Below are 19,252 nucleotides of genomic sequence, written 5' to 3' on the forward strand. Positions count from 1 at the left end.
ACGCCCTGCGGAAATATCCGCAGGGCGTTTTGCTTTCTTCTTATTCAAACACTTTTTCTTTGCGTTCGAGCGCGTCGACCACTTCTTTTCCGTCCTCGTTCCATTTGATGAGTCGGTAAAAGGCATCGTGATAGAAGCTGAAATAGAAATTGCCCGGCAGCGCTTCTTTCATCAGCTTGTCTTTTGCATAGATCGAGTCCATCGGATAATCATCGAATGCCAATACCCACAGCGGATTTTGATGGGCATGGGTCGGCATAATGTCTCCCATATGGAGAATCGTCTCGCCGTTCTGTTCAAACTTGATGACGCTATGGCCGTTCGAATGGCCACCGGTGTGGATCATGGTGATGGCGTCGAACACGGTCACTTTGTCGGTAAAGGTTTCGACCTGTCCGGTAATTGGCTCCCAATTTTCTTTCCAATACGTATTGCGTGAGCGGATGTTCGGGTTTTGCATTTCCTCCCATTCCACAGCCGATACGTAAATTTTTGCGTTCGGAAACGCAGACACGTATCTCTCGCCTTGCTTTTTCGTCAAGCCGGCCGCGTGATCGCCGTGGAGATGCGTCATCAACACCGTATCAATATCTTCCGCAGACAAGCCGAGCTCTTTCAGCTGCTCTTCCACAAGTGATTCCGAGGAAACGCCCAGATTGCGCTTTTGGCGATCGGTCAATTTGCCATTGCCAAGCCCGCTGTCAACAAGGATATTATGGCCATCGAACTGCACCAAAATCGGATGTGTCGGCAATTCAATCTGGTTCTGTCCATTTGCAGGATAGCGTTTTGACCACACTACTTTCGGGACGACGCCGAACATCGTGCCTCCATCGAGCCAAGTCGTTCCCCCATCAAGCCAAGTTAACAACATGTCGTGAAATTGAAATTTCTGCATACAAACTCCCCCTTATGAGTTGATGTTACGCTTGGAATTTCGCCTCCAGCCGGTAGATCGGCTGCCCTTTTTTCAAAAACTTCTCTTCATATTCCGTCATGATATTCCACTCCGGTTCATTGGCATGAAGATCCAGCGATACATCCTTCAATAACATACCATATTCGGAAATGCTCGTGAGCGAATATTCAAAAAGCCCGCGGTTATCGGTCTTGAAATGAATTTCGCCGCCTTCAGGCAACACACGTTCATACAATTTCAAAAAACTCTCATGCGTCAAACGCCGTTTCGCGTGGCGCGTCTTCGGCCAAGGATCCGAAAAGTTCAAGTAAACGCGATCGATTTCGCTTGCTTCGAAAAATGTTTCAAGTTCCTGCGCGTTCACTTGCAAGAGACGGAGGTTCGGGATGCCGCCTTCCGGCTCTAACGCCCCTTGAAGTGCCGTCACGATCACGCTTTCGAACAGTTCAATTCCGATGTAATTAATATCCGGATTGGCTTGTGCCATGCCCGTAATAAAACGGCCTTTCCCGCTTCCGGCCTCGATGTGGATCGGGCGGTCATTGCCGAACTCTTCGTGCCATTTGCCTTTTAGCGCTTCCGGATTCGGAATGACGATTTCCGGATGGGCTTCAATCAACTCTGCCGCCCATGGTTTATATCTTGCTCTCATGTATAGACATCCTCTTTCTGCTTATAATTTTGCTTGTTGCCATTGTTTAGCTGAAACACAAAACTCGAGTGGTTCTTGCGCATCTGCCATTCCCGCGTCGTCCCCGTCCACATGACGCGGTACTGGGCAATCCACGGCGAGCGAAAAATGCTTGCCGCTGAACTGCACGACTTCCGAAAATTTCGTATGGCTTCCGCTAAATACCGTACCAAATACGGCCAGTAGTTTCAATCTCGGCAAACGGTGGACGACCGTCAATTCGAGCAGGCCATCGTGGACAGACGAATTAGGTGAAATCTTCATACCGCCGCCAAAATACGGCTGATTGCTGACAGTAGCGAGCCACACATCCTCATAATGATAAACTGCGCCATTCAATTCGACCGTCAGGCAGAACTTCTTGAATGCAAACAAGGTCGTGACGACGAAAATCAAATACGCCAATTTGCCGAGCCTGAATTTATTCAGCCACAGCTTCGTTCTCGAACGATTGACAGCATGCGCCACGGCGGCGTCAAAGCCAAGGCCGGAACTGCTGGTAAACAGCTGCTCCGGTTGAACGCCCACTTGCCCGATATCGGTCAGCTGGCCTTTCGGGCTTGCCAAAAAACGGCTGATTTCCTGTGTAGAGGAAAAACAACCAAATGTACGCGCGAAATCATTGCCCGACCCGGCAGGAACCGAAGCGATGAATAGATGCTTCGAGCCGGCCGCAGCTGCTGCAATTTCACGCATCGTCCCGTCTCCGCCAAAGCCGATCACCAAAGTCTTCCGTTCCCTCTCTTTCAATTGTTCGACCAATTGAAATGCATGCCCTGGAGAGCGGGTAACGAATTGCTCGAAAGGAAAATCGATCGTTTCGGAAAACTTGGGCCATTTCCTAAGTGCCGCCCCGTTGCCGGCTGTTGGGTTGATGATAAAGACAATCTCCATATTTCCCCCCTAACGCTTAAGCGTCGCCTTTCAATCGATAAGTTTGGATTTCTTTGTATCGCGGGGTTTCCCGTGGATGAATTTCGAATAAGGAGAATGAATCAACCTCAAATTCCAGCTCTTCCAGCTGCCAGTTCCCTGCCAATTCGCCGCCTTTCCAGCGGCTGGCGAGTGTAATATGCGGAACAAAAGGTTTCGGGTCAGTGGACAGTTGCAATGGCCACAGCTGTTGCTCTACAGCCTGTTGAAGTTCCATCAATCCAGGGCTGTCAGCCAACGCAGCATAGACAATGCGTGGAGTTTCAGGATTGCCGAAAGTCTTCACGCCGTCGAGCCGCAAGCGAAACGGCGCTTGATCAATTTGCCGGAGACGTTCAACAATCTCTCCCAATTCGCCATAGCGGTCTTCGCCAATAAAGACCAAGGTAATGTGCATGTCTCCAGGAGGCGTTAAACGCTTATGAGTAGACAGCTCCCAGGAATCTCTCGCTTGCCCGATTTTTTCTGCTATTTTTTGCGGAATCCGAATTCCGATAAAATAATGCGTGCTCATAATCATCACCTCACTTTATTATAACTGACGGGCGCAAAAAAAGGACCGGCTCTTTGCCGGTCCCGGGATTGCATAATAAGTGCAGGAATCAGGAAATAACGCCCAATTTAATCCGCGCTTCAAAAGCTTTTTGCAGTTTGCGCGTCAATTCGCCAGGCTTGCCATCCGCAATTTTCTGACCGGAAATCTCAGTGACCGGCATGACTTCAGAAGTCGTGGATGACAGGAAAAATTCATCCATTTCAAGCGCTTGCTGCTTCGTGAACGCCGTTTCCATCACTTCAATGCCCATTTCGCCGCATAGTTCGAAGATGACGCGTCGCGTGATGCCGTTCAAGATCAAGTTGGTCGCTGGATGGGTATAGAGAACACCGTCTTTGATGCCGTACATATTCGATGATGAACCTTCCGTTACCGTATCGCCGCGGTGAAGAATCGCTTCGAAATAACCTTCTTCATAAGCCTGTTGTTTAGCCATCACATTGCCGAGCAAGTTCAAGCTCTTGATGTCGCAGCGCAACCAGCGCATGTCTTCAATCAAGACCGCTTTCACGCCTTCTTTCAGGAATGTCACAGGGCGCTCGACCGATTTCGTGTAACCGACCACCACCGGCTCTGCATTTTCCGGGAATTGATGATTTCGAGGAGCCGCTCCGCGGGTAATTTGAACATACACTTGGCCGTTGTCGATTTGATTCAATTCAACCAAATCGTAGAGCATCTTATGGAACACGTCTTTTGTGTAAGGAACCGTAATGCGGATTTTCTCTGCACTGGCATAGAAACGGTCGATATGTTCCGTTGCCGTGAACAAATCCCCTTCATACACGCGGATGACTTCATAAATGCCGTCGCCGAACTGATACCCGCGGTCTTCTTTTGAAATCTCCAAATCCTGTTCTTTTACAATCTCGCCGTTAGACAAAATCCATTTCATTGCCATTCCTTCTTCCCTGTAATTATTTGCAAGCCAGTTGATAAATGGCTTCTGCATATATCGCTGTTGCTTTTACCAAATTGTCAATATCAACGAATTCATCGGCTTGATGCGCGACATCGAGTTCTCCCGGAAACAACATCCCGAAAGCGACGCCTTTATCAAGCACGCGTGCATAAGTGCCGCCACCGATCGCCAATAAGTCTGCCGGCTCGCCGGTTTGCTTCTCGTAAGCCTGCTGCAGTGTTTGAATAAACGGATCGGCTGCATCGACATGATGCGGCTTTGAATTGGATACTATATCCACTTTAATGCCTTCTATTTGATGTCCTGCCATCAATTCATCAAATGGGCAGCTGACGGAATAGCGCATGCTGACGCGTACATCGGCACGCTCTCCCGCCTTGAACCGCATGATGCCGGTATTGAATGTCGTGTCACCGGACGCATCATCCGAAAACGAGAGTCCGAGCTTTCGTCCTCTGGAATCGCCGCTGAAATAATCGGTGATAAAGCGGACGAACTCAGAACCGTCTCCCGTAACTTTATCTTGCAAAAATTTCGCGAGCAAAATGCCGGCATTGACGCCTGCATCGGGTTCCATGGCATGGGCCGATTTGCCGTATACGGTCAATACAGTCCCGTCAGCATTCGGCGTACAGTCGCCTGTCACCTTTTCCTTTTCGCAAAATTCCCGGAAAGCCGTATCCATCTCGCCGATTTCCAGTGCTAGGCTTGCCACCGCACGGTCCGGCACCATATTGGTCCGTTCCCCTGAAGTGAATTCCAGCAATTCGCCGGTTTTTGCAGCACCCAGCGTGTACTGGATGTCCGCGATGCCTTTTTCCGCATTGATGATCGGAAAATCCGCATCCGGCGCAAATCCGATATCCGGCATTTCCTCTGTCTGGAAATAACGTTCCACGCAGCGGAAGCCGCTTTCTTCATCAGTCCCAATGATCAACCTTACTCGGCGCTTGAACTCGAATCCTGCATCCTTGACCATTTTCAGCGCCAGCCATGCAGCGATGGTCGGGCCTTTATCATCAATGGCTCCACGCCCATATAATTTCCCGTCAACGATTTCGCCGCCGAACGGGTCTTTTGTCCAACCGTCTCCAGCCGGCACGACATCCACGTGGCCAAGAATTCCGAGAAGTTCATCACCTTCTCCAGTCTCCAGATGACCTGCCACGTTATCGACATTTTTCACCTTAAACCCTGCACGCTCTCCTTTTTCCAAAAACCAATCGAGCGCTTCTCGCACTTCTTTTCCGTAAGGAGCGCCAGGATTTCCGTCTTCGTTTAATACGCTCGGAATTGCGATCAACTCCTGCAATTCACTGAGCAATTCTTCTTTACGCCGCTCTGCTTCCTGCTGCCAATCCATGCCTCACACTCCTTTTTGTTATGGCTATTGTACACTTTTTTCAAATAATTTAAAGAACAGCCGGTTATTTTCTGCAGATATTTTCTATTTCATTCATATTAAGTTCCAGTAAAGAAAACCCAAAATCATGGAATCTGAGACGTTTTTCCGATATAATCAAATTGTCAGACAAGTCAAATTGACGGATTTTCTATAAAAAGGAGCTGTCTACCGCTATTATTCCTTAATCGCTGTATACACCACACTCACGCGTCCGCTAGTCTTTGCCATTGGTATTAAAGATGAAGGAGTGGTTCTTAACTTATGAAACCCACAACTGACCGCATGCTCATTCGAATCAAAGACATGTACAAGTACATTCTCGAGAACGGGACTGTGACCACACAGGATCTGGTCGATGAATTCGGCATCACTCCTCGCACCATTCAAAGGGATTTGAATGTGTTGGCCTTTAACGAACTGATAAAAAGCCCAGTTCGGGGCAAATGGACAACGACGGAGAAAAAAGTCAAAATGACGTCCTGAAAACAAAGAAAATGACCGCTAAGGCGGTCATTTTCTTTGTTTTAATTTAGTTAATTCATCTTCCGTCAATTCACGGTATTCCCCTAGCTCAAGCGCTTCGTCCAATTGGAGCATGCCCATCGACAAACGCTTCAAATACACCACTTGCTTATTCACGCTTTCAAACATGCGCTTGACCTGGTGGAATTTGCCTTCCGTGATAGTCAATTCGATTTCGGATTCATCTCCGCTGCGTAAAATGTGCAGCTGCGCAGGCTTTGTTTCGTAACCATCATCAAGCGTAACACCTTGTTTGAATGCTTCTATGTCTTCATCAGTTACGGGGCTGTCGATTTTTGCGTAATAGGTTTTATCGACATGCTTTTTCGGCGACAGCAACTCGTGAGCCAATTTGCCGTCGTTTGTGATCAGCAGCAGCCCTTCCGTATCTTTATCGAGGCGCCCGACCGGAAACGGCTCGAATCGCTGCTCATCTTCCGTCAGTAAATCGATGACGGTTTCATCGAAGCGGTCTTCTGTCGCTGAAATGACGCCTTGCGGTTTGTTCATCATTAAATAGATAAACTCCCGGTAGACGACCGGTTCACCGGCGACCGATACGTCATCCGCTTTCTCATCAACGTGAAACTTCGGATCGCGCACCGTTTCGCCGTTCACTTCCACCGCTTTCGATTTCAGTAAAATCTTAACTTCTTTTCTTGAGCCGAATCCTGAATTCGACAATAATTTATCGATTCTCATATCATTTCCTCCTAGAAGCCGAAGCGTCTTGTAATGCGCGTAATTCTCGCGCCGAGCAGCTTCTGGGCAAGCCCTGTCTTCAAGCTGAGGTATCCGTAAACAATAGCGCCGACCCCGCCGACTAAGATGATGCGGATCATCGACAATAATTTATTGTCCATGCCGATAATATAATCGAGACCGTTCATTGCAAAATACACAGCGAACGCCATGACGGCATTCAAGATGAGAATGAGCAAAATGCGGCGGAACACCATTTTCGAGCGGTAATTCATTACCTTTGAAATGACGATCATGTTCATCGTGATCGCGACGACATAGCCGATGATCGTTGCAGCGATCGCGCCGTCCGTCTCGAACCACATGATCAGCGGCGTATTCAGCAATGCTTTAAGCCCGAGACCGATCAACAAGTTGATGATGATCCATTTCTGTTTATTGATCCCCTGTAAGATGGAAGCTGTCACAGGGAATGCGGCAAAAAGGATCGCAACCGGTAAATAATGCGCCAAAATCTCCGAACCAATCTCACTCACTTGATAAAAGACATGATAAAGCTCATCCGACAGCATCGTCATGCCGATGACTGCAGGCAAGGTCAAGAACAAGATCAGCTGGAATGACTGGTCCAATGTTTTCGTTACTTGCAGATGTTCGTTGCGCGTGAAATGCTTCGTGATGAGCGGAATGAGCGCCATCGAGAAGCCCGTCGCAAGCATTACTGGAATCATGACCAGCTTATGGGCAGTCAAATTCAAGATTCCAAGAAGGTCCGTCTCCATGATATTATTGCCGGCTGCCATTGCCCGGTTGAAGGTCATCAAATCGACGAATTGGAACAAGGGATTGGCGATGCCAAGAAAAATGACCGGTACGGCGTATAGCAGGATTTCACGGTACATATCCCGCAACCGCACATCGTAAGATTCAACGGATGTTGCGAGTAGCTGATTATATTCCGGCTTCTTTTTACGCCAGAAATAATACAAAGTGACAAGCCCGCCGAGCGCACCGATTGCAGCGGACAATACAGCGAACTGGATAGCGGTCTTCGGCGTGCCGTCAAAAAGGTAAATGACGGCGAATGCGCCGCCGAGTAAAAAGATGATGCGGACGATCTGTTCGATCAATTGCGACACGGCGGTCGGCATCATATAGTTATAGCCTTGGAAAAAGCCGCGCCACAGACTCATGAACGGCACGACGATCAATGCGAAGCTGACCCAGCGAATCGCATCAGCGATATCGTTTACCGAATAGAGGATTTCATCTTCCGAAATGGTAATACGCGCGAGCGGTTCGGCCAGCAGATAAAGCGCCAAAAACGATATAAAGCCGGTAATCATCATCGTCAGCAAGCCTGAGCGCAATAATCGCCTCCCGGTTTCGTAATCCCCGAGCGAATTGTATTTAGCCGTAAACTTGGAAAACGCGATCGGCGCACCCGAAATCGCCAGCGCAAGCATCAAGTTATACGGTATGTATGCGTACTGGTAAAGTCCGATATTATCTGCTCCAACCATGCTGTAGAACGGGATGATGTAGATGACGCCGAGCAATTTCGACAGAAATAAACCTAAAGTTAAAATGGCGGTACCTTTAATTAATGAGGACATTTTGCACTCCCTGACTTTGTTCAAAATAAAAAGCAATCTACACGATAGTTTACACCTATAGACAAAATTACTCAACGTGTTTTGCCTCATCGTGTATACTGAAAAGAAAAACGAAAGTGAGTTTTTATTATATGTATGACATCATTATCATCGGCGGAGGCCCATCCGGCTTAATGGCCTCCATCGCTGCCGCATCGAATGGCAAGCGCGTGCTGCTCGTCGAAAAAGGCAAAAAGCTCGGCAAGAAATTGATCATCTCCGGCGGCGGCCGCTGCAATGTAACAAACCGCCTGCCTTTAGAAGAAATCGTCCGCCACATTCCTGGAAATGGACGCTTTATGTATAGCCCGTTTTCCGTATTCAATAACGAAGACATCATCGAGTTTTTCGAAAACCTTGGCGTCGCGTTAAAAGAAGAAGACCACGGCCGCATGTTCCCTGTGTCAAACCGCGCTCAAGACGTCGCGGATGCGATGTTTAGCGAGATGGACCGGCTCGGCGTCGAGCGAAAACTCGATTCCCCCGTCAAAAGCTTGCTGATGAACGACGATAAAGTGACCGGCATCCGCCTGCACTCAGGCGAGGAATTCGAATCGCACGCGGTCGTTGTCGCGGTCGGCGGCAAAGCCGTCCCACAAACCGGATCGACCGGAGACGGCTATCCGTGGGCGGAAAAAGCGGGACACACTGTCACCGACCTGTATCCGACGGAAGTTCCTTTATTGTCGAATGAACCGTTCATCAAATCACGCGACCTGCAAGGCCTTGCCCTGCGCGATGTCGCCGTCACGGTGCTCAACAAGAAAAACAAAGCACTCGTCACTCATCAGATGGACATGCTGTTCACCCATTTCGGGCTGAGCGGGCCGGCCATCCTGCGCTGCAGCCAGTACGTCGTCAAGGAAATGAAGAAAAACGGCGGCCAAGCGGTCACCGTCCGCATCAATTCCATGCCGGAGGACAATGCGGAATCGGCTTTCCAGCTGCTTAACAAGCTAATGAAAGACGAACCGAAAAAAGCGTTGAAGAACGTTTGGAAAAGCTTAGCCCAGGAACGCTGGTTGTTGTTCCTATTGGACCGCGCAGGCATCGACCCGCAATTGACCGGCGCAGAATTGCCATCGGATAAAGTCCGTGCACTCGCTGCTGAAATGACAGCATTTACGATGACCGTCTCCGGCACGCAGCCGATCGAAAAAGCGTTCGTCACAGGCGGCGGCGTATCGATCAAGGAAATCGAGCCGAAAACGATGCATTCGAAGAAAAAGCCCGGCTTGTTCTTCTGCGGCGAGATCCTCGACATCCACGGCTACACCGGCGGCTATAATATCACGTCCGCCCTTGTCACCGGACACGTCGCAGGAAAAAACGCAGCTGAGTTCGCTGCTTCTTATCAAACCGAAAGCCCCATTGCTTAAGCAATGGGCTTTTTTCTTTGGAATGAAGAGAAAATTAATGGGGCTTTACTTCTTGACGTACACGGAATCAAAGATAGCGAGTGTTTTCCTGTGGAAATGTCATTGAGCATTGAAGTAAAGTTCACCTTGATAGTCGCCGCCCTGCTTTGGGTTGGCCTCTTGCAATAAGCCAGGAAGAACACCTGTCTTATTGCATCGGCTCACCCTGGGCGCTTGGCGGCTGAGCGATTTCATTGTGTGAAGACTGTTTAAGCAGATCAACTTTTTTATTAAGTTACCGGCTAGTGGGGAAATGGCTTCCCTAGTTGAGCGTGGAATATGATAGTGAGAGTTTTCTTGCGCAAATAATATTGAACATTGATTTAAGTCTCATCTTAGTATTCGCCGCCTAGCTTTGGGTTATCCTTTGGCAATAAGCCAGGAAGAGCACCTGTCTTATTGCGTCGGCTCACCCCTGACGCTTGGCGGCTGAGCGATTTCGTTGTTTGAAGACTGTTTAATCGGCTCTGCTTCTGTAGCCAGTTGCTGGCTAGTGGGGGAATCGCTTCCTGAGATGGTGCGTCTGACAAGTTGGTGCTTGAACAGGTTAAGTTTGTTGATTTATTTGGTGGATGAAGAAACACGATACTTCATTCTTCGATCTGTTTAAAGCAAGCTACAGAATTTGTTGCATCTCCACACTTCACTTTAAATGGACTGAAGAAACGATCTTCCACTCTAAAATTATAGACGGAGCGGAAATGGCTGACTCCTGGGGGACCGAGCGGGCTGGCGAGACAAATGTGCCAGGCTCTTCGGCACATTGGCTCAACACCCGCCCCATACCCGGGCAGCTGAAAGCGCGACGTCCTGTCGCATCAGCTGCATGACTCGCATCCTGCGAGCCTCAAGCAGCCATTGGAGCACAGTCGATAAGAAGAAGCTTATCCACTCACTTCTCTAATCTTTCCTGTCACATTCATACTCAAATCACCACAAAAAAAGCCGCCAGAGAAATTTCCCTGGCGGCTTTCATTATTTATCCTACAACGATATTAACCAATTTCCCTGGAATAGCGATGACTTTGCGTACTTGCTTGCCTTCTGCCGCTTTTTGGACGTGCTCGTCGGCGAGTGCCGCTTCTTCCAGTTGTTCTTTCGTGCTGTCTTTTGCGACAGTCAGCTTGCTTCTGACTTTGCCATTCACTTGGACAACGATCTCGACTTCATCATCGACCAGTTTCGACTCGTCGAACGTTGGCCATGCTTCATACGTTATCGTCTCGCTATGCCCAAGTTTGTTCCAAAGCTCTTCGGCCAAATGCGGCGCGATCGGCGATAGCATTTTCACGAAGCCTTCGATATATTCTTTCGGCAAGCTCTCGGCTTTATACGCTTCATTGATGAATACCATCATTTGCGAAATCGCCGTATTAAAGCGAAGGCCGTCGAAGTCTTCGGTTACTTTCTTGACGGTCTGGTTGTAGACTTTCTCCAGTTTGCCATCATTTTGGTCGCTGACTTTGCCCGAAATTGTTCCGTCTTCGATCAGCAAACGCCAAACGCGGTCAAGGAAACGGCGAGATCCGTCTAGTCCGTTCGTCGACCAGGCGATGGACGCTTCGAGCGGCCCCATGAACATTTCATACATGCGCAGCGTATCCGCGCCGTGGCTTTCGATGATTTGGTCCGGGTTGACGACATTGCCTTTGGATTTCGACATTTTCTCATTGCCTTCACCGAGAATCATCCCTTGGTTGAACAATTTTTGGAATGGCTCTTTCGTCGGCACGACGCCAAGGTCATACAGCACTTTATGCCAGAACCGCGCATACAATAAGTGAAGGACGGCGTGTTCCGCACCACCGATATAGACATCCACCGGAAGCCAGCGTTTCAATAATTCCGGATCCGCGATCGCTTCGTCGTTTGTCGGATCGATAAAGCGCAAATAATACCAGCAGCTGCCTGCCCATTGCGGCATCGTGTTCGTTTCGCGGCGGCCTTTCATGCCGGTTTCAGGATGCGTGACATTAACCCATTCTTCGATATTGGCAAGCGGTGATTCGCCTGTCCCGCTCGGCTTGATATCCGTTGTGACCGGAAGTTCCAGCGGCAAATCCTTATCATCGACCGGAGACATCGTGCCGTCTTCCCAGTGGATGATCGGAATCGGTTCGCCCCAATAGCGCTGGCGGCTGAACAGCCAGTCGCGCAAACGGTAGGTGATTTTCTTCTCGCCGACGCCTTGTTGCTCAAGCCAGTCGATCGCTTTTCCAATCGCTTCGGTTTTGTTCAAGCCGTCAAGGAAACCGGAGTTGACGAGTTCGCCGTCGCCAGCGTAAGCTTCTTCGTCGATGTTGCCGCCTGAGACGACTTCGACGATCGGCAGCTCGAATTGTTTCGCAAATTCATAATCGCGTTCGTCATGTGCCGGCACGGCCATGATCGCGCCTGTCCCGTATGTCGCGAGGACATAATCGGCAATCCAGATCGGCATTTTCTCGCCGCTTGCCGGATTGATCGCATAAGCTCCGGTGAAGACACCCGTCTTGTCTTTTGCAAGATCCGTACGCTCCAAATCGCTTTTCGTTTTTACTTTGTCGATATAGGCAGCAACTGCTTCACTTTGTTCGGATGTCGTGATTTCCCCAACCAATTTATGTTCCGGAGCAAGCACCGCGTAAGTTGCGCCGAAAATCGTATCTGGGCGCGTGGTGAAGGCGCGGAAAGAAAGCCCTGTGCCGTCGATTTTGAATTCGAGCTCGGCCCCTTCGGATTTGCCGATCCAGTTGCGTTGCATGTCCTTCAAGCTTTCCGGCCAATCAAGTTCGTTCAAGTCTTCAAGCAAGCGGTCTGCGTATTCCGTGATCCGCAACACCCATTGGCGCATTGGGCGGCGTTCGACTGGATGGCCCCCACGCTCAGAAACCCCGTCGACCACTTCTTCATTGGCAAGGACGGTGCCGAGTGCCGGGCACCAGTTGACCGCTACTTCATCGACATATGCCAAGCCTTTATTATAAAGCTGGATGAAAATCCATTGCGTCCATTTATAATAGTTTGGGTCGGTCGTGTTGATTTCACGGTCCCAATCATACGAGAAGCCAAGTTCCTGGATTTGGCGCTTGAAGGTCTCGATGTTTTTCGCCGTGAATTCCGCAGGGTCGTTTCCAGTATCGAGTGCGTATTGCTCAGCCGGCAAACCGAATGCATCCCAGCCCATCGGATGAAGCACATCAAAGCCTTGCATGCGTTTTTGACGGCTTAAGATATCGGTCGCTGTGTAGCCTTCCGGATGCCCGACGTGAAGCCCAGCGCCTGACGGATACGGGAACATATCGAGTGCATAGAATTTTTCTTTGCCCGGCGTGTTCTCTGTTTTGAAGGTTTTGTTTTCTTGCCAATGTTGCTGCCATTTCTTTTCGATTTCTTTGTGGTTAAAAGACATTTCCAATTTTCCTCCTCTAAATACAAGCGGATGTCCGCATGCCCTGCATAGTTTTCAGCAAAATAAAAAATCCCGCCCCTTAAATAAACTAAGGGACGGGATTTTTCCCGCGGTACCACCCAAATTAGCGATTGCTCGCTCAACTTGATTCCTTAACGCGGAAAACGGCGCAATGATTGCGCAGACTCCAAGGTGAGTTCAAACATCCTGCATGCCGGCTTGCACCACCCGCCGGCTCTCTTTGCTGCATGATCTGTCCTACTGCTCCTCTTCACGGCCATTTGCTATTGATTTCATTTTAGCTGAGCGCTTGTTTTTATGCAATAGCTCAGTGTACTTTGACGCTATCGGTGTTCAAGTTGGCATCGGTTGCAGCGACCACGTCGTCCACTGTGAAGCCTTCAAACACTTCTTTCAAAACGAGTCCGGAATCCGTCACTTCAATCACCGCACGTTCCGTGATGATCAGATTAACAACGGCTTTGCCGGTAAGCGGCAATTCACATGCTTTTTTGATTTTCGCAGAACCGTCTTTTGAGACGTGGTCCATGATGACGATGACTTTCTTCGCGCCGTGGACAAGATCCATCGCGCCGCCCATGCCTTTGATCATTTTCCCTGGAATCATCCAGTTGGCCAGGTCGCCGTTTTCTGCGACTTCCATGCCGCCAAGTATCGCGACATCGATATGACCGCCGCGAATCATGGCGAATGACTCAGCGCTCGTGAAGAAGGCGGAGCCAGGGATTGTCGTGACGGTTTCTTTCCCGGCATTGATCAAATCAGGGTCGACTTGGTCTTCCGTCGGGTATGGCCCGATGCCAAGCAATCCGTTTTCCGACTGCAACACCACTTGTTTGTTATCGGAAATGAAGTTCGCCACCAAAGTCGGCATGCCGATGCCCAGGTTAACGTAATCTCCATCGTTGATTTCTTTTTCCGCACGTTTTGCGATTCGTTCTCTAATAGCCTGTTTGTCCACTGTTGTCCCCACCCTTTCTTAACGCGTCGTCAAACGCTCGATTCGTTTTTCCTGGTCTGCTTGCAGCAAGCCTTGTACGTAAATGCTCGGCGTTTGCACGTGGTTCGGGTCGATTTCGCCGATTTCTACTACATGCTCGACTTCAGCAATTGTTACTTTCCCAGCAGCTGCAGCTAACGGATTGAAGTTCTGTGCAGTCTTGTTGTAGACGAGATTGCCCATTTTATCTGCAGTATGTGCACGGACCAGTGAGAAATCTGCTTTCAAAGCCATTTCAAGCACGTGTTCCTTGCCATCGAATTCACGGATTTCCTTGCCTTCTGCGACGGTTGTGCCGACGCCTGCCGGTGTGAAGAATGCCGGAATTCCGGCTCCGCCTGCGCGCATTTTTTCAGCGAGCGTACCTTGTGGCGTGAGTTCCACTTCGATTTCACCGGATAGCACTTGGCGTTCGAATTCTTTATTTTCGCCGACATACGAACCGATCATTTTCTTGATTTGCTTGTTTTTCAGCAATAAACCAAGGCCCCATTCGTCGACCCCACAGTTATTGGAAATTATTGTTAGATCTTTTACCCCTTTATCGACAAGCGCTAGGATCAGCTGTTCTGGAATGCCGACCAGCCCGAATCCTCCAACCATGATGGTGGCACCGTCTTGTATCGGTTCAACTGCCTCTTTGGCAGAATTGTAAATCGGTTTCATCGCGCGTTTCCCCCTCTGCAACATTAACTGAATTTTAATTCAATAAAACGCTTCCATTAACAATTTAACCAAAACTCCATGGGAAACGCAACAAGGACAATGGGAGTACGATTTTTGGCGGCTTTTCGGCCAGCAACTGCGTGTTATAATGACAGCTAAGGAGTGGTTTTATTATGGACAATGAATTCCCCTTCCCAAGTGATGGGAAGCGCTATTATACATGGAACCGCCATTTGCGCGGGCAGTTCGGCGAAAAGATCATGAAAATCTCGCTGGATGCTGGGTTTGACTGCCCGAATCGCGACGGCACAGTTGCTTTTGGCGGCTGCACATTTTGCTCGGTCGCCGGGTCCGGAGATTTCGCCGGAGACCGTGTCGACCCGATCGCTGTGCAATTCGAGCAGGTGAAAGCGAAAATGCACCGCAAATGGAAAGATGCCAAATACATCGCTTATTTTCAAGCGTATACGAATACCCATGCGCCGATTGACGTTATCAAAAGACAATTCGAAGCGGCACTCGCACAGGAAAATGTGGTCGGCATCAGCATCGGCACACGGCCCGACTGCCTGCCGGATGAAGTTGTTGAATATTTAGCTGAACTCAACGAACGCACGTATTTATGGGTGGAACTCGGCCTGCAGACTGTCCACGAGCGCACTGCGCAGCTCATCAACCGTGCGCATGATTTTGACACTTACAAAAAAGGTGTCGACAAATTGCGGGCACATAATATCAATATTTGCAGCCACATCATCAATGGCTTGCCGCTTGAAGACAAAGACATGATGATGGAAACGGCACAGACAGTCGCAAAACTCGACGTCCAAGGAATCAAGATCCACCTGCTGCATTTACTCAACGGTACGCCCATGGTCAAACAATACGAAAAAGGCATGCTTGAATTCATGGAAAAAGATGCCTATATCCAACTCGTCGCCGACCAGTTGGAAATCATCCCGCCCGACATGGTCGTCCAGCGCATCACTGGCGACGGTCCGATCGATTTGATGATCGGCCCGATGTGGAGTACGAATAAATGGGAAGTGTTGAACGGCATCGATAAGGAACTCGAGGCGCGCGGCAGTTGGCAAGGCAAGCATTATGCGGGGAGTGTGGCATTATGACTTTGCAGCGCGTCTTGCCTTTCACCAAATCTTTGCTCGAACAAGTCGTTTACGAAGGTGACAGCGTGGTAGATGCCACTGCCGGAAACGGGCATGATACCCATTTCCTGGCTGGGCTTACCGGTGCATCTGGAAAAGTTTATGCATTCGATATCCAACAACAAGCGATCGAAGCAACTAGGCAGCGCACAGAAGCGTTTCGTCATGTCGAATTGATTTGCGACAGCCACGCGAAAATCGCACAATACGTTACAGAACCAATCGCAGCCGCCGTTTTCAATCTCGGCTATTTGCCAAAAGGCGATCACGCCATCATCACCAAAGCGGACAGCACTTTGCAGGCAATCGGTCAATGCCTCGAGCGCTTAAAGATAGGCGGCTTGGTGTTAGTCGTCATTTATTCTGGCCACGACGGCGGCAGCGAAGAGCGCGACGCGGTAATGGATTACGTCAAACAATTGCCGCAAGTCGAGTATGACGTCCTGAAATATGAATTCATCAACCAACAGCATTCGCCCCCATTTTTAGTCGCGATCGAGAAAAAACAGCAACGCCAAAAGAAATAATACCAAATCAAAAGAGCAGCGTGCCCATGCACGCTGCTCTTTCACTTATTTCTCGACAGGGCCTTCGAGAACAATTTTCCCGATCGTCTTGCCAGACATCAGTTTTCCGTAAGCTTCTTTCAAGTTTTCTGGATTGATTGGTGCCATCGTTTCATTGAGCGTCGACTGGACCTTGCCGCTATCTGCCCACTCTGACAGCTCATTCAATAAATGATGCTGCTCGATCATGTCTTCGGTCTGGAACATCGAGCGCGTGTACATCAATTCGTAGACGAAGGTCACGCTTTTTCCGAAGAATCCTGGAGCGAGCGGTTCGAACGCCGGCAGGATTGAACAGATTTTTCCTTGCGGCCGGATCGCGTCCGCCATGCCTGCCATATGGTCGTCAGTATTGGTCAGGCAGAAAATATAGTCCACGCCGTCAATATCCAGTTCCTTCAATTGAGGCAACAATTCCTGGTGATGATTAATCGTGTGATGGGCGCCGTGTTTTTTGGCCCACTCGACCGTTTCCTGCCTTGATGCTGTCCCAATTACAGTGAGCCCTGCTAATTTGGCGATCTGCGTGGCGATCGAACCGACACCTCCCGCAGCGCCGATGATTAGAATGTTCTTGCCTTCATTGTCCTGCGGGTTTTTCGAGATGCCCAAGCGGACAAACAGGGCTTCCATTGCGGTCAATCCCGTCAATGGCAAGGCGGCTGCATGTGCAAAATCCAAGTTTTTCGGCTTGTGACCGACAATGCGCTCGTCGACTAAATGAAGTTCGCTATGTCCGCCTGCCCGAACATTGGTGCCGGCATAAAACACTTCGTCGCCTTCTTTAAACAATGAACATTCACTGCCAACGGAAACGACCACTCCGGCAACATCTCTTCCCACAATCGTCAAGGAGTCGTCGTCCGGTTTTTTCGAATCACGCGTTTTGTAATCGGTCGGATTGACTGATACCGCCTTTACCTCCACGAGTAAATCGTGTCCTGTTGGTTCGGGTTTATCCACTTCTACCGCTTCGAATTCGGGCGGTTGTTCCGTATTTCCTGGTTGGTAAAATCCTAATGCTATCATTTTTGAATTCAATCCATTTCGCCTTCCTTTCATCTATTCAATTACCTATAGCCGTTTCTTCTATAATACAGACGAGTTGTCATCCACGTATGCATCGATGACGACCGGCTGTTTGCTTGTTTTCGCTTTTGATAAGGCGTCCTGCAATTCGGCACGTGTTTTTACCGTATAGCCTTCACCGCCGCAAGCAATAGCGAACGCCGCAAAGTCGATATTGGCAAGCTCGACATTGGTCGGCTTATTGCCTGCCATTTTTTGCTCGTCTTCGATCAATTGAAGCTTCTGGTTATTGAAGACGACGATGATCATCGGCAGGTCGTATTTAACTGCGGTGACAAAATCCTGCATACCCATTGAAAATCCGCCGTCCCCAACGATGGCAACCACTTGTCTTTCAGGATATGCGAGTTTTGCCGCTATAGCCCCAGGCAAACCGCAGCCCATCGTCCCGAGCCATGAAGATAAGACCAGTTTTTGCCCACTCAGCTGCAAGTATTTCGCCGTCCAGATGGTGATGCTGCCGACATCAAGTGAAACGACTGCATCCTGCTCCATGATGTGCTGCATTTCACCCAGTACTTGCTGGGGTTGGAGCATATCGGTTTGCTTATCGATATCAGCATGCAGCTTGTCATGCCAATCACGTCGTTTCTCCTGAAATTGATTCAAGAATCCGGCATCTTTTTCACCAAGCTTGCTTGTCAACCATGCTAACGCTGGCCCGAGTTCCCCGACTACACCTACTGTTGCCGGATAATATTTTCCGATTACTCGCGGTTCGAGATCAATTTGGATTGCCGGCGCTTTGTCCGGCAAATATTCGCGGTACGGGTAAGCTGTACCGGCGAGAATGACCAAGTCGGCTTGTTTCATCGCCTGTTCAGAAGGCTCCGTCCCGAGCTGCCCGAGTTGCCCTAGGTTATTCGGGTGATCATCAGGAATCAAGCCTTTTGCCGGAAGTGAGGCAATGACTGGCGCTTTCAGCTTTTCCGAAAATGCCAATACTTCGCCGGATGCGTTCTGTGCGCCTTTGCCGGCCAGGATGACTGGTTTTTTCGCAGACTTCAACAATTTCAACGCTTCCTGCAAATCTTCTTCCGCTGCCCGGATATGTGGCACGGAATACTCGGGCGAGGTCATCTCCTGCTCCCGTTTGATTTTCGTGCTGAATAAATCGTCCGACACAACGAGCACAGCCGGGCCTTTTTCAGCATATGCCGCACGCACCGCCTGATTCAGCATATCCGGCAATTGCTCAGCATTTTGCACGCGGCGGTTATAGACCGAAACGTCTTCGAACATCGATTCCAATTTTAGCTCCTGGAAAGTATCGGTCCCAACAGCACTGCTGGTCACTTGCCCGACGATCGCGAGTACGGGTGTTTTGTCTTTTTTTGCATCATACAGGCCGTTTTGCAGATGGATTGCCCCTGGGCCTGCAATTGACAGGCACACCCCGATGTGCCCGGTTAATTTCGAATAGGCCGAAGCAGCAAGAGCGCCTGTTTCTTCATGGCGAATCTGAATAAAACGGATATCTTCTTTGCGCAGTTCTTCCATCAATTCATTGATGGAATCTCCTGGCATTCCGTAAATATGTCCTACATCCCATTGCTTCAATAGCTCGACAACGTGGCTTCCTGCTGTGCGTTCAAACATATACATTCCTTCTTTCCTTATTTCTGTTGTT

17 protein-coding genes and 1 other annotated feature are annotated in these 19,252 nt (G+C 49.4%); of the genes, 4 read left to right on the forward strand and 13 right to left on the reverse strand.

Going from position 1 to position 19,252, the window contains the following annotated elements; all coding sequences use genetic code 11:
* Positions 1–40 precede the first annotated feature (40 nt).
* From KTG14_RS06335 to pepV, 6 genes are all read right to left on the reverse strand, one after another.
* Positions 41–898 carry a YtnP family quorum-quenching lactonase gene (locus KTG14_RS06335; RefSeq protein ID WP_216970130.1) on the reverse strand — a complete coding sequence of 286 codons (858 nt, stop codon included), beginning with the start codon at positions 896–898 and terminating at the stop codon, positions 41–43.
* A gap of 25 nt (positions 899–923) precedes the next feature.
* Positions 924–1,571 (reverse strand): tRNA (guanosine(46)-N7)-methyltransferase TrmB, encoded by a 648-nt coding sequence (gene trmB / locus KTG14_RS06340; protein ID WP_216970131.1) that lies wholly within the window; start codon positions 1,569–1,571, stop codon positions 924–926.
* A 21-nt stretch (positions 1,572–1,592) separates the two neighbouring features.
* On the reverse strand, positions 1,593–2,504 hold the full coding sequence (locus KTG14_RS06345; protein ID WP_216970132.1) for a diacylglycerol/lipid kinase family protein: 912 nt from the start codon (positions 2,502–2,504) through the stop codon (positions 1,593–1,595).
* Positions 2,505–2,520: 16 nt separating this feature from the next.
* A complete protein-coding gene (thpR, locus tag KTG14_RS06350; RefSeq protein ID WP_216970133.1) occupies positions 2,521–3,057 on the reverse strand; it encodes an RNA 2',3'-cyclic phosphodiesterase in 537 nt (178 codons plus the stop codon).
* An 88-nt stretch (positions 3,058–3,145) separates the two neighbouring features.
* Positions 3,146–3,994 carry a D-amino-acid transaminase gene (dat, locus tag KTG14_RS06355; protein ID WP_216970134.1) on the reverse strand — a complete coding sequence of 283 codons (849 nt, stop codon included), beginning with the start codon at positions 3,992–3,994 and terminating at the stop codon, positions 3,146–3,148.
* Positions 3,995–4,016: 22 nt separating this feature from the next.
* Positions 4,017–5,384: a dipeptidase PepV gene (gene pepV / locus KTG14_RS06360; RefSeq protein ID WP_216970135.1), complete on the reverse strand. Its 1,368-nt coding sequence runs from the start codon at positions 5,382–5,384 to the stop codon at positions 4,017–4,019.
* A 303-nt stretch (positions 5,385–5,687) separates the two neighbouring features.
* On the opposite strand from pepV, the gene KTG14_RS06365 reads away from it, so the two are divergent.
* Positions 5,688–5,909, forward strand: a complete 222-nt coding sequence (locus KTG14_RS06365) for a DeoR family transcriptional regulator (RefSeq protein WP_058381140.1) — start codon at positions 5,688–5,690, stop codon at positions 5,907–5,909.
* Between the two features lie 27 nt (positions 5,910–5,936).
* Here KTG14_RS06365 and KTG14_RS06370 read toward each other — a convergent pair whose 3' ends face one another.
* Both KTG14_RS06370 and KTG14_RS06375 read right to left on the reverse strand, forming a co-directional pair.
* A complete protein-coding gene (locus tag KTG14_RS06370) occupies positions 5,937–6,650 on the reverse strand; it encodes a pseudouridine synthase (RefSeq protein WP_216970136.1) in 714 nt (237 codons plus the stop codon).
* A gap of 11 nt (positions 6,651–6,661) precedes the next feature.
* Positions 6,662–8,266, reverse strand: coding sequence for a putative polysaccharide biosynthesis protein (locus KTG14_RS06375; protein ID WP_216970137.1), 1,605 nt, complete (start codon positions 8,264–8,266; stop codon positions 6,662–6,664).
* A gap of 131 nt (positions 8,267–8,397) precedes the next feature.
* Between KTG14_RS06375 and KTG14_RS06380 the strand changes: the two genes are divergently transcribed.
* Entirely contained in the window at positions 8,398–9,684 is a 1,287-nt protein-coding gene (locus KTG14_RS06380; RefSeq protein WP_216970138.1) for a BaiN/RdsA family NAD(P)/FAD-dependent oxidoreductase, read from the forward strand.
* Positions 9,685–10,702: 1,018 nt separating this feature from the next.
* Here KTG14_RS06380 and leuS read toward each other — a convergent pair.
* The 3 genes from leuS to KTG14_RS06395 form a co-directional block, all read right to left on the reverse strand.
* Complete coding sequence (leuS, locus tag KTG14_RS06385; RefSeq protein WP_216970139.1) at positions 10,703–13,114, reverse strand: leucine--tRNA ligase; 2,412 nt, start codon at positions 13,112–13,114, stop codon at positions 10,703–10,705.
* Between the two features lie 88 nt (positions 13,115–13,202).
* Positions 13,203–13,398: a binding site (T-box leader), on the reverse strand.
* 44 nt (positions 13,399–13,442) lie between these two features.
* A complete protein-coding gene (locus KTG14_RS06390) occupies positions 13,443–14,096 on the reverse strand; it encodes a 3-oxoacid CoA-transferase subunit B (protein ID WP_216970140.1) in 654 nt (217 codons plus the stop codon).
* An 18-nt stretch (positions 14,097–14,114) separates the two neighbouring features.
* On the reverse strand, positions 14,115–14,801 hold the full coding sequence (locus KTG14_RS06395; protein WP_216970141.1) for a CoA transferase subunit A: 687 nt from the start codon (positions 14,799–14,801) through the stop codon (positions 14,115–14,117).
* 173 nt (positions 14,802–14,974) lie between these two features.
* On the opposite strand from KTG14_RS06395, the gene mnmL reads away from it, so the two are divergent.
* Both mnmL and mnmM read left to right on the forward strand, forming a co-directional pair.
* Positions 14,975–15,928 (forward strand): tRNA modification radical SAM protein MnmL/YtqA, encoded by a 954-nt coding sequence (gene mnmL / locus KTG14_RS06400; protein ID WP_216970142.1) that lies wholly within the window; start codon positions 14,975–14,977, stop codon positions 15,926–15,928.
* Complete coding sequence (gene mnmM, locus KTG14_RS06405) at positions 15,925–16,494, forward strand: tRNA 5-(aminomethyl)-2-thiouridylate-methyltransferase MnmM (RefSeq protein WP_216970143.1); 570 nt, start codon at positions 15,925–15,927, stop codon at positions 16,492–16,494. Before mnmL ends, mnmM begins: the two co-directional genes overlap by 4 nt.
* Positions 16,495–16,539: 45 nt before the next feature.
* Here the strand turns inward: mnmM and KTG14_RS06410 are convergent, their stop codons facing one another.
* Complete coding sequence (locus tag KTG14_RS06410; protein WP_216970174.1) at positions 16,540–17,562, reverse strand: zinc-binding alcohol dehydrogenase family protein; 1,023 nt, start codon at positions 17,560–17,562, stop codon at positions 16,540–16,542.
* 60 nt (positions 17,563–17,622) lie between these two features.
* Positions 17,623–19,221, reverse strand: coding sequence for a pyruvate oxidase (locus KTG14_RS06415; protein ID WP_216970144.1), 1,599 nt, complete (start codon positions 19,219–19,221; stop codon positions 17,623–17,625).
* Between the last annotated feature and the right edge of the window lie 31 nt (positions 19,222–19,252).

It is taken from the genome of Planococcus sp. CP5-4_YE (genome assembly GCF_019042655.1).
GTDB lineage: Bacteria > Bacillota > Bacilli > Bacillales_A > Planococcaceae > Planococcus.